Annotated in this window: 19 protein-coding genes and 1 pseudogene; 7 read left to right on the top strand and 13 right to left on the bottom strand. The window is 57.7% G+C overall.

Going from position 1 to position 23,882, the window contains the following annotated elements:
* Positions 1 to 380: 380 nt before the first annotated feature.
* The 3 genes from ACOYW1_RS10630 to ACOYW1_RS10620 all read left to right on the top strand — a co-directional run bounded on the left by ACOYW1_RS10630 (position 381) and on the right by ACOYW1_RS10620 (position 3,446).
* Positions 381 to 1,682: a phenylacetate--CoA ligase family protein gene (locus ACOYW1_RS10630; protein ID WP_482422768.1), complete on the top strand. Its 1,302-nt coding sequence runs from the start codon at positions 381 to 383 to the stop codon at positions 1,680 to 1,682.
* 125 nt (positions 1,683 to 1,807) lie between these two features.
* The gene (locus ACOYW1_RS10625; RefSeq protein ID WP_482416464.1) at positions 1,808 to 2,236 is read left to right on the top strand and encodes an ACT domain-containing protein; all 429 of its coding nucleotides are present in this window, start codon (positions 1,808 to 1,810) and stop codon (positions 2,234 to 2,236) included.
* Between the two features lie 91 nt (positions 2,237 to 2,327).
* On the top strand, positions 2,328 to 3,446 hold the full coding sequence (locus ACOYW1_RS10620) for a SprT-like domain-containing protein (RefSeq protein WP_482422767.1): 1,119 nt from the start codon (positions 2,328 to 2,330) through the stop codon (positions 3,444 to 3,446).
* 45 nt (positions 3,447 to 3,491) lie between these two features.
* Here the strand turns inward: ACOYW1_RS10620 and ACOYW1_RS10615 are convergent, their stop codons facing one another.
* The 11 genes from ACOYW1_RS10615 to argC form a co-directional block, all read right to left on the bottom strand.
* Positions 3,492 to 3,827 (bottom strand): histidine triad nucleotide-binding protein, encoded by a 336-nt coding sequence (locus ACOYW1_RS10615; RefSeq protein WP_482416466.1) that lies wholly within the window; start codon positions 3,825 to 3,827, stop codon positions 3,492 to 3,494.
* Between the two features lie 146 nt (positions 3,828 to 3,973).
* Complete coding sequence (aat, locus tag ACOYW1_RS10610; protein ID WP_482416467.1) at positions 3,974 to 4,669, bottom strand: leucyl/phenylalanyl-tRNA--protein transferase; 696 nt, start codon at positions 4,667 to 4,669, stop codon at positions 3,974 to 3,976.
* Between the two features lie 12 nt (positions 4,670 to 4,681).
* A complete protein-coding gene (gene clpA, locus ACOYW1_RS10605; protein ID WP_482422766.1) occupies positions 4,682 to 6,919 on the bottom strand; it encodes an ATP-dependent Clp protease ATP-binding subunit ClpA in 2,238 nt (745 codons plus the stop codon).
* A complete protein-coding gene (gene clpS / locus ACOYW1_RS10600; RefSeq protein WP_180146447.1) occupies positions 6,916 to 7,236 on the bottom strand; it encodes an ATP-dependent Clp protease adapter ClpS in 321 nt (106 codons plus the stop codon). The genes clpA and clpS overlap by 4 nt, the downstream gene beginning before the upstream one ends.
* 171 nt (positions 7,237 to 7,407) lie before the next feature.
* The gene (gene secA / locus ACOYW1_RS10595; RefSeq protein WP_482422765.1) at positions 7,408 to 9,933 is read right to left on the bottom strand and encodes a preprotein translocase subunit SecA; all 2,526 of its coding nucleotides are present in this window, start codon (positions 9,931 to 9,933) and stop codon (positions 7,408 to 7,410) included.
* A gap of 48 nt (positions 9,934 to 9,981) precedes the next feature.
* Complete coding sequence (locus tag ACOYW1_RS10590; RefSeq protein ID WP_482422764.1) at positions 9,982 to 10,788, bottom strand: M23 family metallopeptidase; 807 nt, start codon at positions 10,786 to 10,788, stop codon at positions 9,982 to 9,984.
* A 628-nt stretch (positions 10,789 to 11,416) separates the two neighbouring features.
* Complete coding sequence (locus ACOYW1_RS10585) at positions 11,417 to 12,703, bottom strand: TRAP transporter large permease (protein ID WP_482422763.1); 1,287 nt, start codon at positions 12,701 to 12,703, stop codon at positions 11,417 to 11,419.
* A complete protein-coding gene (locus tag ACOYW1_RS10580; protein ID WP_482422762.1) occupies positions 12,693 to 13,205 on the bottom strand; it encodes a TRAP transporter small permease in 513 nt (170 codons plus the stop codon). The genes ACOYW1_RS10585 and ACOYW1_RS10580 overlap by 11 nt, the downstream gene beginning before the upstream one ends.
* Positions 13,206 to 13,306: 101 nt before the next feature.
* Positions 13,307 to 14,299 (bottom strand): TRAP transporter substrate-binding protein, encoded by a 993-nt coding sequence (locus ACOYW1_RS10575; protein WP_482422761.1) that lies wholly within the window; start codon positions 14,297 to 14,299, stop codon positions 13,307 to 13,309.
* A 279-nt stretch (positions 14,300 to 14,578) separates the two neighbouring features.
* Complete coding sequence (locus ACOYW1_RS10570) at positions 14,579 to 15,193, bottom strand: TetR/AcrR family transcriptional regulator (RefSeq protein ID WP_482422760.1); 615 nt, start codon at positions 15,191 to 15,193, stop codon at positions 14,579 to 14,581.
* 157 nt (positions 15,194 to 15,350) lie between these two features.
* Positions 15,351 to 16,355 (bottom strand): N-acetyl-gamma-glutamyl-phosphate reductase, encoded by a 1,005-nt coding sequence (gene argC / locus ACOYW1_RS10565; protein WP_482422759.1) that lies wholly within the window; start codon positions 16,353 to 16,355, stop codon positions 15,351 to 15,353.
* A gap of 650 nt (positions 16,356 to 17,005) precedes the next feature.
* Here argC and ACOYW1_RS10560 point away from each other — a divergent pair.
* From ACOYW1_RS10560 to ACOYW1_RS10545, 4 genes and pseudogenes are all read left to right on the top strand, one after another.
* Entirely contained in the window at positions 17,006 to 17,362 is a 357-nt protein-coding gene (locus tag ACOYW1_RS10560; protein WP_180146430.1) for a hypothetical protein, read from the top strand.
* Positions 17,363 to 17,494: 132 nt separating this feature from the next.
* The gene (locus ACOYW1_RS10555) at positions 17,495 to 17,752 is read left to right on the top strand and encodes a hypothetical protein (protein WP_482416476.1); all 258 of its coding nucleotides are present in this window, start codon (positions 17,495 to 17,497) and stop codon (positions 17,750 to 17,752) included.
* An 80-nt stretch (positions 17,753 to 17,832) separates the two neighbouring features.
* Positions 17,833 to 18,186: pseudogene (locus ACOYW1_RS10550) on the top strand (CapA family protein); the annotation flags it as partial.
* Positions 18,120 to 18,899 carry a CapA family protein gene (locus ACOYW1_RS10545; RefSeq protein ID WP_482422758.1) on the top strand — a complete coding sequence of 260 codons (780 nt, stop codon included), beginning with the start codon at positions 18,120 to 18,122 and terminating at the stop codon, positions 18,897 to 18,899. The pseudogene ACOYW1_RS10550 and the gene ACOYW1_RS10545, both read left to right, overlap by 67 nt.
* 93 nt (positions 18,900 to 18,992) lie before the next feature.
* Here the strand turns inward: ACOYW1_RS10545 and ACOYW1_RS10540 are convergent, their stop codons facing one another.
* Both ACOYW1_RS10540 and ACOYW1_RS10535 read right to left on the bottom strand, forming a co-directional pair.
* Complete coding sequence (locus tag ACOYW1_RS10540; protein ID WP_482422757.1) at positions 18,993 to 19,370, bottom strand: NifB/NifX family molybdenum-iron cluster-binding protein; 378 nt, start codon at positions 19,368 to 19,370, stop codon at positions 18,993 to 18,995.
* Positions 19,371 to 19,800: 430 nt separating this feature from the next.
* Positions 19,801 to 23,880 (bottom strand): AAA family ATPase, encoded by a 4,080-nt coding sequence (locus ACOYW1_RS10535; protein ID WP_482422756.1) that lies wholly within the window; start codon positions 23,878 to 23,880, stop codon positions 19,801 to 19,803.
* Positions 23,881 to 23,882 lie beyond the last annotated feature (2 nt).

The following is a 23,882-nucleotide window of genomic DNA, read 5'->3' as shown; positions in this document are numbered from 1 at the left end:
GGCTTCCGGGCACCCACGCTCCAGAATCGGCCTGTTTCGCCCGGCAGCCCGCATGCCGCCGCCACCCGCCCTTGCCGTCCCCAGGGAACACCCTTTTCCCCCGTCCTTTAAGAAATACCCTCCATCCCGTTGTATGTGTTCATATTTCGGCCGTCCGATTTTATATTTGAAAAGTTTTTTTAAGTGACATTTGCAGGTGAATCATTTATGACCTGTTAACTGTAACGATATGATTGACACACACGGCCGTGACCCCATGGGACCCCGCCTTCCACACCAGCATCCGTCAGCGTACTTCTTACGGATACCCTGTGTTGTGATCCGGTTTTTTTGACGTCACGGTCACCACCCATACCCACCGTCGGGAGAGGACAGCTCGCATGATTTACGATATTGATTTTGAAACGATGCCGAGGGAAGCCTTGGAAGCGATTCAGCTCAGGCGACTTCAAACCACCCTTGAGAATGTCTACGCAAAGGTTCCCTTTTACCAGAAGCAGTTTAAAGAGGCAGGCATCGTCCCTGCGGACATCCGCTCTCTCAAAGACCTCTCCAAGCTTCCCTTTACCACCAAGCAGGACCTCAGGGACAACTACCCGTACGGGATGTTTGCCGTGCCCATGGAGAGCGTGGTGCGCATTCACGCCTCTTCCGGCACCACCGGCGCGCCCACCGTGGTGGGGTACACCCGTCGGGACATCGACAACTGGTCCGACCTCATGGCCCGTGCCCTCTGCGCAGGGGGCGCCACCCGAGGCGACATCATCCACAACGCCTACGGCTACGGACTGTTCACAGGCGGCCTGGGGGTCCACTACGGCGCCGAGAAACTCGGGGCATCCGTCATCCCCGTCTCAGGCGGCAACACCAAGCGCCAGATCGTCATCATGAAGGACTTCGGCCCCACCATCCTCACGGCTACGCCCTCCTACACCCTGCACCTGGCCGAAGTGGCCCAGGAGATGGGCTTCTCCTTTGCCGACCTGAACTTCAAGTTCGGCATCTTCGGTGCCGAGCCCTGGAGCGAAAGCATGAGGCGCGAGTTGGAAGAGACCCTGGGCATCGACGCCGTGGACATTTACGGCCTCAGCGAAGTGATGGGACCCGGCGTTGCCATCGAGTGCCACGAAGCCAAAAACGGGCTCCACATTTTCGAGGACCACTTCATCCCCGAGATCATCGACCCTGTCACTGAAGAGCCCCTGCCATACGGTGAGACCGGGGAGCTGGTGTTCACCTCCATCACCAAGGAGGCCTTCCCCATCATCCGTTACAGGACCCGGGACATCACCTCCCTGCACCCCGAGCCCTGCGTCTGCGGCCGAACGCACATCCGCATGAAGCGAGTCAGCGGCCGAACCGACGACATGCTCATCATCCGAGGGGTCAACGTCTTCCCCTCACAGATTGAAAGCGTTCTCATGAAGAGCTCCGATACCACTCCCCACTATCAGCTGGTGGTGGATCGCGAGAACACCCTCGACACCCTCACGGTGAAAGTGGAGGTGAGCGAAACCCTCTTTGCCGATGAGATCAGAATGCTCCAGACCACGGAGAAAAAAATCGCCAAGGATATCAAAGAATACCTCGGCGTGTCTGCCAAAGTGATGCTGGTGGAGCCGAAATCCATTGCCAGAAGTGAAGGAAAAGCGGTAAGAGTTATTGATAACCGGAAGCGATAAACCGATACGGACGGAGATAATCGGAGACCGGCCGACCCGGTATTCGGTTATCCCGGCCACACAGGTTGATCGACATAGCCATCACGTATTTTATTCATTACGATGCTCATGAAAGGAGGCCTTTGATGCGCGTTGAACAGATATCCATTTTCTTAGAGAACACCGGCGGGCGCATTGCCGAAGTGACCACGATTCTTTCTGCCGCCTCTGTGAATATCCGCGCACTCTCCCTGGCGGACACCACAGACTTCGGTGTGCTCAGGCTCATTGTCGACGACAATGAAGCAGCGGAAAAAGCCCTGAAGGAAAGCGGTTTCTCCGTTGGAAAAACCAGCGTGGCAGCCGTGGCTGTCGAAGACAAACCCGGAGGCCTCAACCGCATCCTGATTCTCCTTGCCGATGCCGACATCAACGTGGAGTACATGTACGCCCTGCAGCAGAGTGGGGACCATGCGGTCATGATCTTCCGTTTCGACAACATCGACGACGCCGTAAAAGTCCTCGAAAAAGAAGGGATCCGCGTCTACAAGGCAAGCGAGGTCGCCTCGCTGTAAGCACGCAGGAGAGACACCCCGCGTTCCATGATTATTAAAAAAAGCGGATCCCCTTGGGGAGCCGCTTTTTTCATTTGGAGTTACCCGCACCATGGCTGAATCACATTCCCAACAGCCCTCGGCTGACCTCGAGCGCAAACTGCTCCACGGCCTTCACCTGGAGTGGACCTCTGCCCGCGATTGCAACGGAGACCCGGAGATCCTCAGCCTGCTCCCGCCGCTGTTTTCCCTCAACGATGCCAGGGGTACCCTGGCCCACTGGAACCTCAACCGGCGCGAGATCTCCTTCAGCCGCCATTTTATTCTCCACCATCCGTGGGATGCCGTGCGGGAAGTGCTCCTGCATGAAATGGCCCACCAGGCAGCCCATGAACTCTTCCATGCCAGGGAGGAGCCTCCCCATGGCCCGGGGTTCCGCAAGGCCTGCGTGCTCCTCGGAGCCAACCCGAAGGCTTCGGGCACCTACCCCACCCTGCGGGAGCGGCTTGTTGCGGACCACGCATCCCCGGAAGACGCCCTTTCGCGGCGCATTGAAAAGCTCTTTGCCCTGGCCAAAAGCAGCAACCCCCACGAGTCCGAAGCAGCCCTTGCCAAGGCCCAGGCCCTCATGGAAAAGCACCGCATCGACACCCCGGAGGCTGCCGAGCCCCAGGACGGATACACCACCCTCTTCCTGGGCCACCCCGCCCTGCGCCACCACCGGGAGTTCTATGCCCTGGCCAACCTCCTTACCGAGCACTACTTTGTCCGCTGTGTCTGGGCCATGGCCTGCGTGGTGGACAAAGGGAAGATGGGCCGGGTATTGGAGGTTAGCGGGGCCCGCTCCCACGTGCTCACGGCGGAGTATGTCTACACCTTTATCCTGGACTTCATCGACCGCAGCTGGACAGAGCTCCAGAAAGAGAGGGGGCAAAAACTCGGGCGGCTACGCAAAAGCGACTATGCGGAAGGGGTTGTGGCGGGATTTTCACAAAAACTGGGGGCGGAGAAGATAAAACGGCCCACCTCTCTCCTCCCCGAGGTGGTCAAAGACCCGGTACTCGACGCTTACATCGAACAGCGCTACCCGAGGCTTGCCACCCGAAGCCGGAGGGTCCGACGGGTTGATACAGAGCTCATCGGACGAGGCAGGGAAGCGGGACGCCGCATGACCATCCGCCCGGGACTCAACAAAAAAAGGGCACCCAAAGGTGCCCTTCTCACCGACTGATAAGCCGGTGCCGCTGTCTATCCGACGGCGGCACCGCATAAAAGATCAAGCGCGGTCAAACCCTCCCACGAGGTGCAGGTGAAGGTGGAACACCTCCTGGCCGCCGCCCTTCTCCACATTGAAAAACACACGGTATCCGGACTGGGCAGTCCCCTCTTTTTCGGCCAGTCCCCTGGCCACGGTCATCATCCGTCCGATAAGCGCTTCGTCACACGCCTCGATGTCGTTGATGCTCCGGATGTGCTTGCGGGGAATAATGAGAAGGTGCACCGGGGCCTTGGGATTGATGTCCCGGATGGCGATCATGTCCTCGTCTTCGTAGATAAACTCCGAAGGAATCTCTTTGCCGATAATTTTACAGAAAATGCAGTCAGCAGCCACAGCCTCTCCTTTCTCGTTTCCATTAGGATCATGCCAAGATTAAAAAGTACACATGACGAATTTGAGGCAGAGTTTCGTTATGTATCATTATTCGCAAAAAACGGCCCTGCAGCGCCTGAAGGACGCCGCCGCGCCGTTATGACAGGTCAACGTTCGTAAAACATATCCGCCCATGACCCGATGAGGTCATCGGCGGTGAGGGCCTCGTCCAGCTCCCTTAAAAAACGACTCCTGGGAATCTCTTCGGCACCGAATCGCAGGAGGTGATCGGTGGTCACCTGGCAGTCCACGAACCGGAACCCCTCCGCCTGCAGGAACCGCACAAGCCGGACAAAACAGACCTTGGACGCGTCTGATTTTCGGGAAAACATGGACTCCCCGAAAAAGCCCCGCCCCAGGGAAACACCGTAAAGCCCGCCCACCAGCTCATCCCCGTCCCAGGCTTCCACGGAATGGGCGTAGCCTTCGCGGTGAAGGGCCAGGTAGGCCGCCTGCATCTCGTCAACGATCCAGGTCCCATCCTCATCCCCCCGGGGCACCGACGCGCAATTTGAAATCACCTCGGCAAAGGCACGGTCCATGGTGACCCGGTACCGTCCCCGCTTCAAGGTCTTGCGCAGGGAACGGTTCACCACGAGTTTTTCGGGATAAAGGACCAGCCTGGGGTCGGGAGACCACCAGAGAATGGGTTCACCGGGACAATACCAGGGGAAAATGCCCATGGAATAGGCAAGGATCAGGCGTGGCACCGTCAGGTCACCGTCCAGGGCCAGCAGCCCGTCCTCACGGGAAAACTCAGGGGGTGGAAAGGTCAACTGCTCGGACAATTGGAACAACGGCATGCATCGTCACCTTTACGCGTAGCTGAAGGTGAGCTCATCACGCCGGAACCCGATGGTCACGGTGCCGCCCTTGGACAATTTGCCGAACAGCAGCTCGTCTGCCAGCCGATCCTTGATGGTGGTCTGGATCAGGCGGCCCAGGGGCCTTGCCCCGTAATCGGGGTCATACCCCTTGACGGCGAGCCAGTTCCGCGCCTTGGGCGTCAGCTTAAGCTGCACTTTTCGCTCGGCGAGCTGGCCTTTCATCTCGGTCATGAACTTGTCCACGATCATCTCCATCACCCTTTCAGACAAGGGGTTGAAGGTGATGATGGCGTCCAGGCGGTTGCGGAATTCAGGGCTGAAGATCCGTTCGATGGCCGAACGTCCCTTGCCCTCGATCTCGCTGTCCGGGCTTCCGAAGCCGATGGTCTTGGTGCTCATCTCCCGGGCTCCGGCGTTGGAGCTCATGAGAATAATCACGTTGCGGAAATCGGCTTTCTTGCCGTTGTTGTCCGTCAGGGTGCCGTGGTCCATGACCTGAAGCAGGATGTTGATGAGATCCGGATGGGCCTTTTCGATCTCGTCCATGAGCAGGACACAATGGGGGGTCTTGCGGATGCGCTCCGTAAGAAGCCCGCCCTGCTCAAAGCCCACATACCCTGGAGGGGCCCCGATGAGCCTCGCCACGGCATGTTTTTCCATGTACTCGCTCATGTCGAAGCGCAAAAACTCCACGCCCAGGTTAAGGGCCAGCTGTTTGGCCACTTCGGTTTTCCCGACGCCGGTGGGGCCGGAAAAGAGAAAGGAGCCGATGGGCTTGTCCGGAATGGAGAGCCCGGCGCGGGAGCGCTTGATGGCGGTGATGAGACCGCCCAGGGCTTCATCCTGACCAAAAATGGCGTGCTTCATGCGCTTGTCGAGGGTCTTGAGACGATCCCGATCGGATTTGGAGACGCTGCGCGCCGGAATCTTGGCGATGACGGCCACCACCTTCTCCATGTCGGAGACACGCACCTTGTGGGTGGCGTCCGCCTCGTCGAGGCGCTTGATCACCCCGGCCTCGTCGATGACGTCGATGGCCTTGTCCGGGAGATGGCGGTCGTTGAGCGTCAGCAGATCGGCTGCAGCTTCAATGGCCGCTGGGGTATACTCCACCTGATGGTGGGCCTCGAACCGGTCCTTGAGCCCGTTTAAGATCTCCACGGTCTCGGCCACGCTGGGTTCGCTGATATCAATTTTTTCGAACCGGCGGGACAGGGCCCGGTCTTTCTCAAAGTTGTTCTTGAACTCTTCATAGGTGGTGGAGCCCATGCAGCGCAGCTCTCCGTTGCCCAGGACCGGCTTGAGCATGTTGGAGGCGTCGATGGACCCGCTGCTGGTGGCCCCGGCCCCCACAACGGTGTGGATCTCATCGATATAGAGAATCACATTGGGAATGGCCTTCAGGGCTTCGATGACGCCCTTCATGCGCTTTTCAAAGTCTCCCCGGAACTTGGTGCCGGCAAGGACCGCAGGCAGGTCCAGGGAAAAAATACGCGTATCTTTCAAAGGCTCGGGCACCACACCGGAGGCCACCATCTGGCCGAGACCTTCGGCAAGGGCGGTCTTTCCGACCCCGGGGTCCCCTACGAAGATGGGGTTGTTTTTCCGCCTGCGCAACAGAACCTGGATGATGCGCTGCATCTCCTTGGTCCGCCCGATAAGGGGATCCAGGCGCCCGTCAAGGGCCCGCTCCACCAGATCGACGGTGTAGAGCTTCAGGGGATCTGTCTCTTCCTTGTCGTCACGGGTCTCACCGCCTTCGGAACCGGGTTGTCCGTCTCCGGCAGGTGTCTGCTTCTGCTCCTGTTCATGGGAGATATAGCGAAGCACGGAGAGTCGGGTCACCCCTTCGGTTTCCAGGAAATAGCTGGCATGGGAGTCCCTCTCCTGGAAAATGGAGGCAATGACATCGCCCACCTCCACCTCTTTTTTCTCGGCAGAGCGCACATGGGATACGGCCCGTTGTATCACGCGCTGAAACCCTAAGGTCTGTTGGAGCACATAATCTTCGGAGCCTGCGAGTTTCTCAATCTTCTCCTGAAGGAAGGTGTCCACCTTGCTTTTGAGTTCAATGGTATCGCCGCCACAGCTTTCGATGATATCTATGCCTGTGGGATCATGGAGGATGGCAAACAGCACATGCTCTATGCAGACATATTCATGGCGTCGTTTTTTGGCTTCTCGAACTGCAAAGCCCAAGGTTGCGCTGAGTTCTCTGCTTATCATAGGTCGTTATTCTCCATAACGCTTCGCAAGGGGTAGCCGTTCTCCTCGGCCAGTTCATGGACGGTATCCACCTTGGTTTCAGCTACCTCGTACGTGTAAATACCGCACAATCCCTTGCCCTGGTGATGAACATGAAGCATGATCTCCGTCGCTTGTTCCTGCGATTTACGAAAAACCGTCATCAGGATATCCACCACAAAATCCATGGGAGTATAGTCATCGTTCACAAGGAAGACCCGGTACATGGGAGGCTCATTCAGCCTGGTGTCCCTGTCGACATCCAACTCTTCGTGCAGATCGGGATGATTCTCGGCCATTGGTCACTCATTCCCCCTGAAATCCTATGGTTAAAATTATAACACAGAACAAGGCAAAAAAGCATCGACGATCGCGAGGGCCAGGGGATCGGCTGAAGGGTAAAAATCCCCGCATACCTTTGCCCTTTAAGGGAATCATCGATGCTTCCGTTGAAAAAAATACCGCGAGGATCAGGACCTGCCACAGCATTTTTTGTATTTCTTGCCGCTTCCGCAGGGACACGGATCGTTTCGACCCACCTTGCTGTCCGCGCTGCGCGCGGGCTGCTTTGCAGCGCCGCTGTCTGTGTGGGAGTACGAAAGGTTGGCCTGGGTCCGCTCCGGATTGACCTCTTCCACCTGCTCGGGTTCGGCGATCTGAATCCGGAAAAGGATGGCCACCACCTCCTCCTGAATCCTGTCGATCATGGCCTGGAACATCTCAAAACCCTCTTTCTTGTAGACGATCAGCGGGTTCTGCTGGGCATAGCCCCTGAGGCCGACGCCCTCCTTGAGGTGGTCCATGGAGAGGAGGTGGTCTTTCCAGTGGTTATCCACGGTCTGGAGAATCACGTAACGCTCCAGCTGACGGAACTGATCTGTCCCGATGAGGGCCTCTTTGCCGTTCATGATGCCCATGGCATGCGCCAGGACCTCTTCGGCCAGCTTCTCCTTGGTCAGGCCGTTGCCGGAGGCATCCACGGTAAGGGTGGTGTTGAAGTGACTCCCCATGAGCTGGGCAAAGGTCTCCCAGTCCCAGGATGCGGGGAGGGATTTTTCCACGGCGATGGCCGAGGCAATATCCCAGGAGATCCCCTCCACCATGCGCTCCACGTCCTCATGGAGATCTCCACCCCGCAACGCATCGCGTCGCTGACGGTAAATCACCTCACGCTGTTTGTTCATCACGTCGTCATATTCGAGGATGTGCTTTCGAATATCGAAGTTATGGCCTTCCACTTTTCTCTGGGCGTTTTCAATGGCCCGGGAGATGAGCCGGTGTTCGATGGGCTCTCCGTCTTCGAGGCCGAGGCGCTCCATGATGGTGGTGATACGCTCCCCGCCGAAAATGCGCAGGAGATCGTCCTCCAGGGAGAGGAAATAGCGGGAGAGACCCGGATCGCCCTGGCGACCGGAACGGCCCCTGAGCTGGTTGTCGATACGTCGACTGTCGTGGCGTTCCGTGCCGAGGATATAGAGCCCCCCCAGCTCGGTGACGCCCTCGCCGAGGACGATGTCCGTGCCTCGGCCGGCCATGTTGGTGGAGATGGTCACCGCCCCTTTCTGGCCCGCCATGGCAACGATTTCCGCTTCCTTGCCGTGGTGCTTGGCGTTGAGCACCTCGTGCTTGACGCCCTTCTTGCTCAGTTTCTTGCTGAGCTGCTCGGACATATCGATGGAGATGGTGCCCACAAGAACGGGCTGCCCTTTTCTGTTGACGCTGATGATCTCTTCGATGACCGCATCGAATTTTTCTTTGCGGGTCTTGTAGATCACGTCCGGCATGTCCTTGCGGAGCAGGGGTTTGTTGGTGGGGATCACCAGGCACTCGAGGCTGTAGATCTTCATGAACTCTTCGGCCTCGGTCATGGCCGTACCGGTCATGCCGCAGAGGGTGTCGTACATGCGGAAGTAGTTCTGGAAGGTGATGGACGCCAGGGTCTGGTTCTCGTTTTCAATGCGAACCTTCTCCTTGGCCTCCAGGGCCTGGTGAAGGCCTTCGCTGTAGCGACGCCCTTCCATGAGGCGGCCGGTGAACTCATCGACGATGACCACCTTGCCGTTTTTGACGATGTAATCGGTGTCGCGCTTAAAGGCCACATGGGCCTTCAAGGCCTGATTCACGTGGTGAAGGATCTCGATGTTGGAGGGATCAAAAAGGTTCTCCACATTGAGCTTCTCTTCCGCCTTCTGAACCCCCTCCTCGGTGAGGGTCACGCTGCGGCTCTTCTCGTCCAGGGTGTAATCCACCTCGTTTTTAAACAGGGGCATGATGCTGTCCACCAGCCCGTAAAGCTGGGTGGACTGCTCGGCAGGGCCGGAGATGATAAGGGGCGTCCTGGCTTCGTCGATGAGGATACTGTCCACCTCATCCACAATGGCAAAATTAAGATCCCGCTGGACCAGCTGTTCCTTGGTGAACTTCATGTTGTCGCGGAGGTAATCGAAGCCGAATTCGTTGTTTGTGCCGTAGGTGATATCGGCGTTGTACGCGGCCTTTCTCTCGGCATCGTCCAGGCCGTGGACGATCTTGCCCACGGTGAGCCCCATGAAGCTGTAGAGCTGCCCCATCCACTCGGCGTCTCGGCTGGCCAGGTAGTCGTTGACGGTGACCACGTGGACCCCTTTGCCGGTGAGGGCATTGAGATAGGCCGGAAGGGTGGCCACCAGGGTCTTGCCCTCCCCTGTTTTCATCTCGGCGATCATGCCGTTGTGAAGGGCCATGCCACCGATGAGCTGGCAATCGTAGTGCCGCATTTCAAGGACCCTGCATGAGGCTTCCCTGACGGCTGCAAAGGCTTCGGGAAGCAGATCGTCCAGGGACTCTCCGTCGGCATACCGCTGCTTGAAGGCGGGGGTCAACGCCTGGAGTGCTGCATCATCCAGTGCTTTGTATGTGGCCTCGAAGGCGTTGATCTGCTCAACCACCTGGGCAAGGCGCTTGACCACACGGTCATTCTTTGTTCCAAACAGACGGGTCAGTAGTTTTATCAGCATCGGCTGCATTCCTCTCTCAGCGGGAAACCGTTTTCAATTTCACGATCATCAATTGATGGCCTTTCCACACGGACGGTTGCCATGTGTGGGACCGGGGGACGTCATGGGAGGCCCATGACGATGGGGGGACCTTCGGTGGCGGCTCACGTTGATCCTGTCAGCACGAGGGAAGCCCATGGACAGCCGGGATCCGGCATCCGCCACATAGTTGTACAAAACGGGGATAAAATCAAGGGAAAGGCGGTGGGGAACCCGGCAAAAAAAGTGAGCCCGGCGGGGATCTCGGTCAATCGAGGATATATTTCTCGGGATTAACTGGCATGCCGTTGAGATGCACCCTGAGTTAATGCAGGTGGGAGCCGTTATTCGCCCGGTATTTCCCATAAGGGCGATCTTGTCCCCACGCTTTACATGCTCCCCTTTTTTCTTCAAGGTTTTGGAGAGATGCCCGTAGCGCGTCAGCATGCCATGCCCATGGTCCAGGGAGACCATGATGCCCATGGAGCCGCGGGCCCCGGCGTAGGTCACCACCCCGTCGGCAGGCGCATAAATGGGGGTACCCACATGATTGGCGATGTCGTAGCCTTTGTGAAACCTCTTCTTGCCGGAGAAAGGAGAGACCCGAGGTCCGAACCGCGATGAGATCCAGCCCGTGGTGGGGCTGATGGAAGGCGTGGACTCCAGGATGGAGCGCTTTTCATCCAAAATATCGTACAACGAGGTGAAACGCCCCAGTTCCTCTTCGGCGGCCAGGCTCGTCTCCTGGATCTGCTCGGCCATTTCACGGACCAGGGCCTCGCCCTGTTCATGAATAATAAGGTTTGTATCGATATCCCGGGGTGTTGCACCACCCACACCAAAAAGGCTGTCCCCCTTGGAGGGGCTGCCCAGGTTGGCGATAGCGCGGTTTCCTGGAAGGTATGGGCCATGGCGACCCCTGAGCCGATGATCTCCGCAGGCAGAGGGCAGCAGCTGCTCTCTCGGCCTTGGCTGGACTCGCCTTGCGCTCCATGGAGAGAGAAAAGGCGTCGACGGATTTCTGGTGGCGAAAGGAGGCCCACTGGGAATAAAGGACAACGGAGAGCGTTGAGGAGAGCGCCGTAAGAAGGACGAGAAAGACAAGGATACCCCGTCCGGTCAAGGCAAGCTGGCGGAAGGGTTTCTTTCCGGAACCGACTATATAAAAGGTATAGCTGTGTTTCATAGACTCCACGGTGTCAACAGCCAGGAGCGAAACAAAGCGCCCTGGAATAAGAATACTCTGGCAGGCCGAAGCCCTTGCGGCAAGATGTGCAGGGAGAGCGCACACCATTGTTATCAGGCTAATTTGCTACCATGGAGAGGTTCGGCTGTCAAGCATGGCGGACGGAAAAGCCGGATCGAGCCCCCCCTTTCCGTCCGCCGGAACGGCTTATCCGGACAGATCGTTTATTTCGTATATCACATGTTTTCAGGAACTTTATCCAAAGGCACCCACCGCAGGCTACCGAAGCAAACCGGGCAGCCACATCACAAGGCCCGGCACAAAGGTAATAAGAAACAATACCGCCAGCTGAATGAGGAGAAAAGGCATCACCGCCCGGGACACAAACACCAAGCCCCGGTTTGCAATGGAGCCGGTGATAAAAAGACTCACCCCCATGGGCGGCGTGCAGTATCCGATGGCCAGGTTCACGGTGAGGACCAGACCGAAATGCATGGGGTCCACGCCAAAATGCGGAAGCATGGGAATCAGGACCGGCCCCAGGATCAGGGTGGCAGAGATAATATCCATGAACATCCCGGTCACCAGCAGAAGCAGGTTCATCAGCAGAAGGAACCCCCAGCCTGACGAGACCGTCATCATCACCCCTTCTGTGATGCGCCCCGGGATGTTTTCAAAGGTGAGATAACGCCCGAAGCAGGTGGCTCCTGCCACGATGATCAAGAGGGTTGCCGAGGTCACGGCAGAACTGACGGTAATCTGCTTCAGCTCAGCAAGGTTCATGGACCGGTGAATGAAAAGCTCCACGGAAAATGCGTAGACACAGGCCACCACCGCCGCTTCATTGGCCGTGAAGACCCCGGAAAAGATACCGCCGAATATGATCACCGGAAGCATAAGGGCCCAGAAGCCCTCCCTGAGTGCGCCCAGCACCTCCCTGGTATGGGGAACGGCACGCCGCTCCACCCGCCCGCCGCGACGGTGCAGGACCCCGGTGTAGAAACAGATCCCCCCCACAATAAGCACCCCGGGGACAAAGCCTGTGAGAAACAAGCCTTCCAGGGAGACATTGCTGATCATGCTGTACAGGATCATCCCGATACTCGGAGGGATAATGACGCCCAGATTGGGAGAGGTGGCCATGAGCCCCACCGTGTACGACTCATCGTAGCCGTGATCCATGAGGGCCGGAACCATGAAGCCACCGATGGCCACCACCGTCGCCACCGTGGAACCCGAGATGGCCCCAAACAAAGCGCAGGCCACCACCCCGGCCATGCCGAGCCCCCCGGGAAGCCAGCCCACCAGCACATCAGCCACCCGGATCAGCTTGGAGACAATGCTTCCGGCCGTCATGATGTTTCCGCAGAGAATAAAAAAAAGGACCACCACCAGGGCAAAGTTGTCCAGGCTTTTAAAGAGGGTCTGCACAAGAAGGAGCACGGGCAGATCTGTGAACAGGAGAAACCCTGCCGCCGCTGTAAAAAAGAGCGAAATTGCCACGGGAATATATGCAGCCATGCACCCCAGGAGAACAGAGAGGATGATCAGTTCGTTACTCCCCATGGTCACCTCCGGTCTCCCCTTCCCGGGGTCCCTTGAAAAGAGCCAGGGCCTGGGCGCAGGCACGAAGCCCCATGAGCCCGCCGGAAAGGGGAAGGATCCCGTAAAGCCAGGCCATGGGAATCTGCATGATAATGGTTTTCTGTCCGGTTCGAGCCTGAAGCCCCACCATCTTGGCCCCGTGCACAATAAGCACCCCGGCAAACACGAGGACGGCTGCGTATGAAAAGAGCAACAACGGTTTCTTAATCCGGGGAAAAAACTGAACAAGGGCGTCGATGCGTACCATGGCCCCGTTTTTCACGGCCCGGCTGCACCCAACAAAGGTGGTGTAAACGATGACCAGCCTGACCAGCTCTTCGGACCAGGCCAGGGAGTGGTTGAAACCATAGCGCAGGAACACGCTTGCAAAAAGCGCCCAAAGGGCCGCCATAACGGTAAGAAAGAGGGTCCACTCCTCAAAGGAGGTTACCACGCGGTCGATTTTATTCCACAAGGCAGTCATTACATATCCAAGCAAAGGGCTTAAGGGCTAAGGGCTAAGGGCTAAGGGCTAAGGGCTAAGGGCTAAGGGAAAAAACCAAAGCCCAGAGACCGGGTCAAGGGTTAGTTGGTGGTGTAGCCCAGGTGGTTTCGGACTTCGGAGAGGTAATCCTCCGGGCGATAGGTATCCCCGTCGCCCAGGCGGTTAATCTCCTCTTTCCATGCCTGGTGCACGGAATCGCCCTTCTTCTGGAGAAGCGCCATCTCCGCTTCAGGCAGGGTATAAAACGTCACCCCCTTTGCCCTGGCATCGGCAATCTGAGCCTCTTCCTGGCAACCGGCCCCTTCTCTGGATCTCAGCGGCATCCTCGGCGGCAACCACCTCGATAAAGGTGGCGCGAAGGTCCTCGGGCAGGCTCTCCAGCCATGCAGTTTGAACACCCTCCAGATAAACAGCCCCTGGGCGTAGTTGACCTGGGTATAGTGCTTGGCCACCTCGAATTTTTTCGTGATATTGCACACCATGGGGGTATGGTCCAGCCCGGTGATCACCCCCTGCTTGAGGGACACGGGCACATCCGGCCAGGGCATCACCACAGGGTTCAGGCCCCAGGCGTCGTACAGGGATTTGTTCACGCCGGCTTCGGCGATGCGGAACTTCACCTTTCCGGCCTCGGCAAGCTGCGTCACGGGGGTGGTGGTGGCCCAGCCGTAGCTTCCGTAGCCGGTGATGTCCAGTCCCGTGATGCCCTGATGGGCCATGGCACGCATGAAATGATCAAAGAGGGGCCCGCTTTTGATGAACCGGTCCAGCTTGTCAAAGCTGTTCACCAAAAAAGGAAGGTTGACCAGCCCGAACCGCGGCCCTAAGTTTGTGGCGGCCACCGAACTCACGGCCATGCCCTGTATGGCGCCCATCTGAAGCTGCCCCAGGACCTCTACCTCCCCCCCCAGAACCGAAAGGGGCCGGTAGTCGAAGTAGATCTTTCCCCCGGTCCGCTCCCACAGGGCGTCACGAATGGCAAACCCGGCAGATACTGCTTCATGAACGGGACGGAGTATTTGGATACGATGCAGCGGTATGTGGCCGTGGACGGGTCGAACCCGGGCTTCCATTGCTCCAGGGGCGAAGCGGCCTTGGTTGCCGCGGCCTTTTCCGGGGCCGCCTTCTTCCCGCCCCCGTTGTCCCCACTGCACCCCACCAGCACAAGCACCCCAAAGAGAGCTGCCATTACCGTCCACCCCAGCTCCATTGCCTTCATTCTCTTCCCCACGCTCATTCTCCTTCGCTTTCCTGTATCGTGATTGCGCCCAAACAGGCTCATGACCATCGCCCACTTTATGACCGCCGGTCATTCACAGGCACAAAAAAGACAGGCGTTGCCGGCAAAAGGATCAAATCCCTCTGCCCCGCCTGTCTCGTTTTATGGATTGTCGATGTGCAGCACCAGAAGAACTGCATGGCCGGCGCAGATCCTCGATGCTGTTGGAACCCAGCAGAATCTGAATGAGGAACCCTTCAAAAAGGGCGGTAACAATGCCGCCCAGTTTCTTCGACGGGTAAACAGGCGCCCTGCGATGGGGGGCCACGATATCTGCAAACAGATCGCTGGAGAGGCGGTAAAAACTCTTGTTGAGCTCTTTTCTCACCTCTTCGTTGCCCGATGCGTGAATGGTGAACTCAAGGAAAACCCGTGCCCATTTGCCGTCGTCAAGGATCTGTTCAAGAAAATCGATGATGACCCCGATGACATCGTCCATGCTGGACGCCTGGTTCAGGGAATCCACGCGGCGTGACCTGTAAAGCCGGTACTTCTCTTCCATGATACTCAGGAAGAGATCGTCTTTGCTCTTCCAGTACCTGTAAAAGTTCCCCTTGGCATAGCCCGCGTGCTCGGTGATTTCAGAGATGGTGGTCGTGTTGAACCCCTTTTCCCCGAAAAAATGAATCGCCGAGGCCCTGAGCTCGTCATGGGTCTCCATGGATTTTTCCTGCTGTCGTCGCGCCATCTCACCACCTGTCCGTTCTTCTGGAAAACCGGCACACAAAATCGGTTCATTTTCTGACCGCCGGTCACATTTCGCTGATTATGAAAGACAGCTACCTGCCTGTCAACGAAAAAGAGGACAATCCGGCGCATCGCCCTTTGAATCGAGGGCCACCACGCTACAGAAGCCCGGCCCGTTCATCCAGGCCAGCCATGATATTCATATTCTGAACGGCCTGCCCGGACGCCCCCTTGAGGAGGTTGTCGATGGCAGACATGACCACCAGGCGACCGCCGCGGGCATCGGATGCAAGACCGATATCGCAGAAGTTCGTGTGCTGAACATGAAGGATATCGGGCACCCTGCCCTTCTCGCGCAGCCGGACAAAAGGGCTCGCCTCGTAGGTTTCGGCAAGGACCTTTCGGGCATCCTCTTCGGTTTTGCCGTCTTCAAGGGTGCAGTAGATGAACATGCCCCGGGTGGCAGGGATCAGGTGCGGGATAAAGGTGATCTCCACCTCGTCCCCGTGTGCAGCGGAAAGCACCTCTTCGATTTCAGGCCTGTGGCGGTGTCCGTCAACCTTGTAAGCTTTGAACGACTCGTTGGCCTCGCAGAAATGGGACCCGAGGGAGAGGCCCCGGCCCGCCCCGCTCACCCCGGACTTGGAATCGGAAATGATCCCTTCGGCCCGGATGATACCGGCTTTCAGCAGCGGCACAAGGGCCAGGAGAATCGTATGATGCTGGGGCTTTGCACCGCGCGCGTCACGGATCTGATCCCGGTAGAGTTCGCACAGGCCGTAGACCGCCTGCTCGGAGAGTTCGGGGGCAGTATGGGGCTGGTACCAGGCTTCGTAATCCGCCACATTGCGGAACCTAAAGTCTGCGGAGAGGTCCACCACGCGAACCCCGCCCTCCAGGAGGCCGGGCACGATGTCCATGGGAATTTTATGGGGAAGCGCGGTAAAGGCGATGTCCACCCGGTCGCAGAAGGTTTCGAGGTCAAACGCTTCACAAACCAGCTCGCACCGCCCGGAAAGGGAGGGGTATACGTCGCTGATGGGACTTCCTTCGTATTGACGTGAGGTAATAACGGTGAGTTCCACATCCGGGTGAGCCGAAAGCATACGCACCAGCTCGGCTCCGGTGTATCCCGTGGCCCCGATAATTCCTGCCTTTATCATAAAAATCGCCTCCAAACTGTCGGTAATGGGTATCCCTGTCGTTTTATTTTGTGTTCCTTATACCCCCTGCCCCGCATTTTTTCAACAGACCGTTTGGTCTTGATATGGCTTCTCCTGAAGCCTTGAACGCGCCCGGAAAACCCATTTTACATGGATGAATCGCTTGCGGGCATTTCCATCATATCGTGTTGACAATACATCCTTTTACCTATATCATTTGTCACTAAAGCTTGATACTGCACGTGATCTCCGCAAGTCACCGGGTCTTCACCGCACCATGATCCGGTACTCAACAGTATTCCACTTCAGCTCAACTCGTTATATCTCTGACTTACGATGTTTTTCAGCCGGTATTGGTACGGCTTGTCGTTTTCAAGGACCCTAAATTTGGTGGCATCGCAAAAGGTTATTCCCTAACCGAAAGAACGCTACACGACAAGAACCGCCTTTCCGAGATACCGTGGGGTTTGCCACAAAAGGCGCTTTCGGCAATACCTTTTTACGATTACATCATCGTTGCGCATACCAAACATCCCGCGTGTGCCTGATTACCTGATCGACACCGATCGTCGGACATCGGGCCATTCCGGTATCAGGTGCGTATCACCCCAAATCACTTCAATGCATGCCCCGCCCTCAAGGAGGAACCCATGAACCAGGCTTTTACCGACATGATGAAAGGCTTTGACGTATGGAAGAGTTGGGATATGTCAAAGAACATGGAGATGTTCAACACGTCCGATGCCGCACGCATGGGAGTCCGATTCATTGACTTCCAGAAAAGTGCATTCAACACCACCTTCGACACCATGCTGAAGATGCAGGAACAGTCGCAGAAGGTCACCACGGCGTTCATGGCGGGTAACAAGGGAATCCCCGATTCCGGTCGCGCTTTCCTGGATGAGTGGCAGGCCCAGCTCACCAGCAACCAGAACGAGTTCCGAAAGTACGTCACCGATCACTACGATCGACTCATCGACATGTTGCAGCCCAAAGATGAGAAGTAACGACTTGGAGGCCATGTTTTCAAGCTTTTCAAAGACTCAAAGGCGCTACCGAACCGGCAGCGCCTTTTGTGTTTTCCAACGGTCACCCAATACTTGCGCACAACGCCAACCCCACAACCAAAGGATCCTCCCATGAACCCTCTGAACCTGATGCAGCAGATCATCCAGTTCCAGAAAACCCTGACAGACAACAGTTTCCGATCCATGAACCTTCTTATAGAACACGGCGAACGGCTCCAGTACGCCTGGCTCAACAGCGTCTCCGTACTGCACGGCCCCGCACAGGAGACGGCAGCCCTCTGGCTGGATGCGAGCAAAACCTCTCGGGCCTGTTGGCATTCAGCCGCCAACGCCGTCTTTGCGCCCTTCAGCCCGTGGGAAATCTCCTGAAGCTTTCCTTTGCGTTATCCGCCTGATAAGGCTACACTCTCCATTTTCAGACAAACGACCCCACGATTCACGAGGCCACCATGACATGCCGTCCACACGCTAGCGCTCTCATCCTCCTGCTGATCTGCATTTTGTGCCTACCCGCACCGGCCGTTGCGGAACGGGCCGGGCTCACGATCACAGCGGTGGGTGACATCATGCCGTCGAGTTCGTTTCCGGACCCCAAATACCTCTCCACGATCCCCGACGAGGTCTTCGTCACCACCTTTGCCCGGATCCTGGGGGATGCGGATGTCCGCTTCGGAAACCTCGAAGGCACCATGGCCGGAGACGCGCCCTGCCTCAAGGCCTGTAAAAACTCAACCACGTGTTACGCCTTCAACATTCCCTTCGGGTATGCCGACATACTGAAGCGCGGAGGGTTCAACCTGTTCAGCCTTGCCAACAACCACATCAGCGATTTCGGGGAGCCGGGCCGCAGGCGCACGGTTGCGCCAGCTCCGGGAAAAGCGGGATTGCCTACTGCGGAACCCTGGAAAAGCCCTGGGACATTCTCTACGCCAACGGACTGTACATCGGCTTTGCAGCCTTTGCCCCCCACAAAGGGGTGGCGGACCTTCTTGACAGAGATGCCGCGGTCAGGCGCGTCCGAACCCTCAGCAGCATCTGTGACATGGTCATTGTCTCCATGCATGGCGGGGCCGAAGGAAGCGGGGCGGAGCATGTGCCCCGTGCGACGGAGACCTACCTCGGGGAAAACCGGGGTGATCTCCATGGATTTGCCCATGACGTCGTGGATGCGGGCGCCGATCTCGTCATAGGCCACGGGCCCCATGTGGTCCGCGGCATGGAGATCTACAAAGGGCGTCTCATCGCCTACAGCCTCGGGAATTTTTTTACCTGGGCACGCTTTAACCTGGAAGGCCCCAAGGGCCTGGCCCCTGTCCTCAATGTCTCCCTCGCGCCCGATGGCCGGTTTATTGAAGGGCGCATCCACTCCCTGCGACAGCCTTACAAAAGCCTGCCCGTTACCGACCCATCCCACGGGGCGGCCAGGGAGGCGGCACGCCTCTCCCTGGAAGATTTTCCGGAAAGCCCCCTTCACATCTCGGATCAAGGCGTCTTGTCGGTACGTGACAAGGGCTGAAAAAAAAAACGGCAGCCATTACAAACCAGGGCTGCCGTCAATTATCTGTATCATGCCTTCCCCATGCCTTGCGGGCTCGGGGCACGGCCCGCATTAGTGATGGTCGCAGGCATCTCCGTGACCGCCGCACACATCAATGGGCATAAACTCTTTGAGCTCTCCCTTGTCCAGCTTGGCGAGGTTCTCCCGCACCGTCCCCTCCACGGCTTTATAAACAGGTACCGCCTTGTGCTTCAGTTTTCCGAGGGCGCTGCCACCGATGCCCCCCACCACCACCGCATCCACGGAACGCCCGCCCAGGGCCTTCAGGGGCTGGCACTTGCCGTGCTGATGGTCCAGGTCCTGGTTCAGCACCTTTTCACAGGTTTCGGTCTCCGTATCAACAATCACGAAAAAATTTGCTGATCCGAAATGGTTGTATACAGGGCTCTCAAGTTCGTCGAATTTTTCTGTCGGGAACGCGATCTTCATGGGAACAAACTCTCCTTTGACGTCTGTGGTCGGGCTCAAAAACGATGAATGCAACGGCAGGCGTTGCGTCAAAGCGGCGCTGAAGCGTTTGGTGCCTGTGGCGCCCCATCATAAAACAGTCAAAGAAATATAGGGATCGAATCTGCCGTTGTCAACGAGAAGGGAACACAGTGAGAAAGGAGGGACCGGGCTCCCTACGCCGCGGAGAGCAGCGTTAATGCCAGGGAGCCCGAGGGTGAAAAATAGTCTCTTGATCATGTAAGGTCTGACATCGGGAATTATCGATTTCTTGTGAGGTGGGATAGGGTTCCTGGATTCGCCTTGTCAGATGAGGCGTCCGAACCGAAGGTAACACAATCTTTAGCAGATTCATCGGGAATGTGTTAACCGTAAAAACACGGTAAAAATACGGTAATCCATACCGTGTTGATTACATCTGCATCAGATAAACCTTCAAGTTCACCCCACTTTTCTTAAGCCCCAATTTTTCCCGAATACTGTCCCGGTAGGCATCGATGGTCCTGGGGGAGAGGTTGAGCAGGTCGGCGATCTCCTTTGTGGTCTTTCCGCTGCGCACAAGCTGGGCGGTCTGGATTTCGGCCGGGGTCAACCGAAAATAGCCGGCATTGATGTTCCGCGCAAAGGGAGAGAGGATGTCCTCGATGTTCTTCCCCAGCATCTCCACAAGGTTCTCCTGGGCCTTTGTCAGATGGGTCCCTTTGAGCCTTTCGATGTAGGGTAAAATCAAGTCATCCACATTTCTCATCATGTTTTCCTGGATCTCACTCATGTTTTCATCGCTCTTGCTCAACATCTGTTTTAAAGAGATGTTGGCCTCGGACAGCTTTTCACCGGACTCTTTGAGTTCCCTCTCCTTCTCTTTGAGTGCCGCTTCCTTGGCCCTGCGATCCGTCACCTCGTTTTTCAGCACCCGGTTCACCATCTGGAGTTTTTCGGCCTGGTCCTTCAAGCTTTCATACAGCCGGGTGTTCTCCATGGCCCCGGCCATCTGAGAGGCAAGGGTTTTTAAGACGCGCAGGCGCCGCCCGTCGAAAAGATGGTCCAGGGTCCGGTTTTCAAGGTAGAGGATACCGCATTGCCGGGATTGAACCATGGACGGAATACAGATGGCACTGCCGCACCCAAAGTCATCAAAGTAGGGATCATAGACCACGGGGGTCTCACCGTGGTTGTACTGAATCAGGCTGCCGGTCCGGGCCACGTAATGGATCATCGCCACCGGCAACCGGGTCTCCTCAGAAAGAACGGAAGACCCGCAAAGGGAGACCTCCTCCGCACCAAACCCCTTCCACGCCTCCAGCCGAACCTGGCCGTCATCCGTGCGGCAGACCGCCCCGGCCTCGGCCCCGCCGTACTCAAGGGCTGTGTCGACAAGCTTCCTGACGAGCCGGTCGTAATTTCGTTCCGTGGACAGGGCCTCAAAGGCCCTGGAGAGTCCCTCCAGATCGAGAACCCCCTCACTTGAACAGCACGCCTCGCCGGAATACCCCCTGCGGGGCAACCACCGATTCTTCCCGGCCATGGAGGGGAGGCGCCAGAGCACCTGCTCGTAGTCTGTCTCCAGTTTGCGGGCTTTGGCCTCGGCCCCCCAGAACCGCCAGAGGTTCACCGCATCGGTGAGGCACACCCTTGCCAGGCGCTTCCTCCCCATTTGCAGATAGCAGGCACCGGCCCTCTCCGAGGCATACGCCTCGTGGAACGTGAAGTTGTTTTTCTTGGCCTTTTCAGCGGCCAGTTCAAAATGAAAAACCGCCTTCTGGACATTCTTCCGGGCCAGGAATCGTTCTCCCCGCACCATGTCATGGAGATGAGCGAAGTTACACGGCGCATCCACCGCCGCTTTGCCCAGTTTTTTCTCGATATCCCGGACCAGCTTCATCCATCCGTTCTGCCGGAATGGGAGCCCCCCTCCGCCGTGCCGCGCGCAGATCGCCGCGGCAAAGGCCGAAAAGACCGGAATGGTGTACGTGCTGGTCACCATGTCGATGAGGGCTGCATACCGACGCATGATGGGCCGGGCATCGTGCCAGAAGAGAAAAGCCAGGAGGCCTTTGGTGATATGGTAGTTCAATGCGGCGATATGGTCGTTGGGCATGTCACCCCCGCGGGGGCGCTCATCATCGGTAAAGAATGGCCCGGAAAATGATACGGGCTGGGCTTTGGCATCCGTGAGATTGGCCACGGTCTGCTGAAGGTTACGGACGGTCCCTGTAAAGGGAAGCCTGAGGCGCTCCATCTCCTCCCCGTAGGTCACCATGTCCCGAGCCAGCTGGTGCAGGTCGTCGGAGCCGAAAAAGCGGGTGTAAAACCATGCGGAGACAGCCCCTCCCGCATACTCTGTGTCCCCTTCGGCCAAAGACTGCTCATAGGCACGCAGGTACACCGGAAACAGGTCCTGAATGGGCTCTTTCCAGTGCTGGACAAGGCAGACCGTCAGGGACAGGGTCTTGCCCCGGACCCCGGACTGCTCCTCTTTTTCCAGGAGCGAAAGGGCGTTGTAGGCATGGGCCGTTCCCTTCTCCACCTTGTTGTCGACCCGAAGGCAGATAAACCCGTAGGCAGCCAGGAGAAACGGCGTGTGTTTGGAGCGGCCGTGCTTCAAGCTGTAGCGCAGGGCCGTGAAGATAATCAGCGGAGACAGCTCACTTCCGGAGAGATAGGCAGCCATGGTGGCCGAAAAGAAAAGCTCCATGATGGAAAGATGCTCGGCATCCGTCATCACAGGAACCTGTTCGAGTCCTTTTCGCCCCAGTCGCGCCAGGGAACTGCGAATGCGCAGGAGCCCGGCCAGCTGGTGCAGCCGGGAGGCCCTCTCGGGCAGGCGAAAGCCGAACCGGCCCAACGCTTCCCTTGAAAAGGCAATGGCACCCGTCAGGTCGTTGGCGGCAATGGCTCCGCGTATTCGCATGCGCCAGACATTCACGCAGTCCCAGTCGTTTCTCGCCTCTTTCTCCACGGTGGCCACATGGGCCTCCATGACCGCATACTCCCCCAGGGCATACGCGGCTTCGGCAGCGGCCGAGGTCATCTCCAGGCTCAGGGAGTACTCCCGCTCCCACCCGTCTTCCCCCAGGAACCTGAGCCCACACCGAAAGCACTCCAGGGCCTGGCCGAAAGAGGAGGTCTCCATGGCCTGCTTGCCGGCATCGAGGTTCAACAGGACCAGCTCCTTGCGGTAGCTCTCCCGTATGGGCACCGACCCCGAGGCATTGAACTGGTAGACAATATCGAAAAGGTAGGGACCGGGACGATGCTTGAGCCCCTCATAGATATGCATTCCGGCGCTGAAGTGGGCCAGTTCCCGCTGACCTTGCGTCATGCGCTCATAGGCGGCTTTCTGCACCAGGTCGTGGGCAAAACAGTATCCCTCCCGGGTACGCACCAGAATTTTTTTATCGCAAAGGACCTCAAGGCCTTGCCTGACCTTCTCTTCCGAGCGCTGAACCACCATGGCAAGGAGTTCGGGAACGACCTTGTGCCCCAGCAGGGAGGCCGACTCCACAAGCCGCCTCATCTGCATGTCCAGGCCATCCACCCTCTCGGATATCCACTGGGCCGCCGAGGTACACATGGGAAGGGCCTCGAGCTTTTGCTGGTTCCAGTGCCAGGTCTCCCCCTCGGGACCGTGGGCCCTGACCAGCTCGCCACCGGAAAGAATCCGTTCGAGAAAGGCGTTCACATGATAGGGTATGCCGCCGGTCTTGGCATACACCAGCTCGGCCAAAGGGGCGATCCTCTTTCTGTCCTCGCCGAGGCACATGGAAAGAAAGGTCTCCACGGCAAGGCTGTCCAGCCCCTGGATGGGCATCACATCCACGATGCCCTCTTTCTTCATGGTCGAAGCCTGGAAAAACGATTCCACCAGAACGCTTTTGCTTTCACTGGTTCGAAAGGCGGCAAGCAGCCCCACCTTCTCCCCGGAGATACCTGTCAGCAGGTTGAGAAAGAGGCGGGAGTCTTCATCGGCCCACTGGATATCATCGATGAACAGGATAAGGGGGCGTCCCATCTGCCTGAACACCCGGAAAAAGTTGGCCATGGCCATGTGGATGACGTTGGCCTTGGCCGATGATTCCAGGTCCAAGGTGGCGTCGCCCTGTTCCGTATCCAGAAGCAGGGAAAAATCGGGCACCATGGACAACAGGACGGCCACCCCGTCCCCCATGAGGCGCTTGATGACCTTTCGCCACTCCCGAAGCTTGGCATCCGGCTCCCCCAGCAGGGTGCTCACCACCTGCTGCAGTGCACCGACAAAGGCGGCACCGGGCCTCTCCACACTCTGATCGAATTTGCCGGAGGCCACGATCACTTCGGGGTGATGCTGGCGGGCATACCGGCAAAGCCACTCGGCAAGGGCTGTTTTACCGCATCCAGCCGCCCCGGAGAGCACCATCACACCGGGCCGTTCAAAGGCAGCGGCACCGGCTTCGGCGATGCCCTTGACCCATTGCGCCAGCTCCCGCTTCTCGTCATCCCTGCCGCAGAGCACAC

The sequence above is a fragment of the Desulfoluna sp. CYM3A genome, from assembly GCF_056829965.1.
This window is presented reverse-complemented; position numbering and strand designations above follow the sequence as displayed.

What these genes read in the sequence shown, in the direction of transcription:
- clpS (WP_180146447.1), bottom strand. Translation starts at nt 7,236, where the DNA reads ATGGCCGAGAATCATCCCGATCTGCACGAAGAGTTGGATGTCGACAGG.
- ACOYW1_RS10625 (WP_482416464.1), top strand. Translation starts at nt 1,808, where the DNA reads ATGCGCGTTGAACAGATATCCATTTTCTTAGAGAACACCGGCGGGCGC.
- secA (WP_482422765.1), bottom strand. Translation starts at nt 9,933, where the DNA reads ATGCTGATAAAACTACTGACCCGTCTGTTTGGAACAAAGAATGACCGT.
- ACOYW1_RS10580 (WP_482422762.1), bottom strand. Translation starts at nt 13,205, where the DNA reads ATGACTGCCTTGTGGAATAAAATCGACCGCGTGGTAACCTCCTTTGAG.
- clpA (WP_482422766.1), bottom strand. Translation starts at nt 6,919, where the DNA reads ATGATAAGCAGAGAACTCAGCGCAACCTTGGGCTTTGCAGTTCGAGAA.
- ACOYW1_RS10575 (WP_482422761.1), bottom strand. Translation starts at nt 14,299, where the DNA reads ATGGAAGCCCGGGTTCGACCCGTCCACGGCCACATACCGCTGCATCGT.
- ACOYW1_RS10620 (WP_482422767.1), top strand. Translation starts at nt 2,328, where the DNA reads ATGGCTGAATCACATTCCCAACAGCCCTCGGCTGACCTCGAGCGCAAA.
- ACOYW1_RS10540 (WP_482422757.1), bottom strand. Translation starts at nt 19,370, where the DNA reads ATGAAGATCGCGTTCCCGACAGAAAAATTCGACGAACTTGAGAGCCCT.
- argC (WP_482422759.1), bottom strand. Translation starts at nt 16,355, where the DNA reads ATGATAAAGGCAGGAATTATCGGGGCCACGGGATACACCGGAGCCGAG.
- ACOYW1_RS10630 (WP_482422768.1), top strand. Translation starts at nt 381, where the DNA reads ATGATTTACGATATTGATTTTGAAACGATGCCGAGGGAAGCCTTGGAA.
- aat (WP_482416467.1), bottom strand. Translation starts at nt 4,669, where the DNA reads ATGCCGTTGTTCCAATTGTCCGAGCAGTTGACCTTTCCACCCCCTGAG.
- ACOYW1_RS10570 (WP_482422760.1), bottom strand. Translation starts at nt 15,193, where the DNA reads ATGGCGCGACGACAGCAGGAAAAATCCATGGAGACCCATGACGAGCTC.
- ACOYW1_RS10560 (WP_180146430.1), top strand. Translation starts at nt 17,006, where the DNA reads ATGAACCAGGCTTTTACCGACATGATGAAAGGCTTTGACGTATGGAAG.
- ACOYW1_RS10555 (WP_482416476.1), top strand. Translation starts at nt 17,495, where the DNA reads ATGAACCCTCTGAACCTGATGCAGCAGATCATCCAGTTCCAGAAAACC.
- ACOYW1_RS10585 (WP_482422763.1), bottom strand. Translation starts at nt 12,703, where the DNA reads ATGGGGAGTAACGAACTGATCATCCTCTCTGTTCTCCTGGGGTGCATG.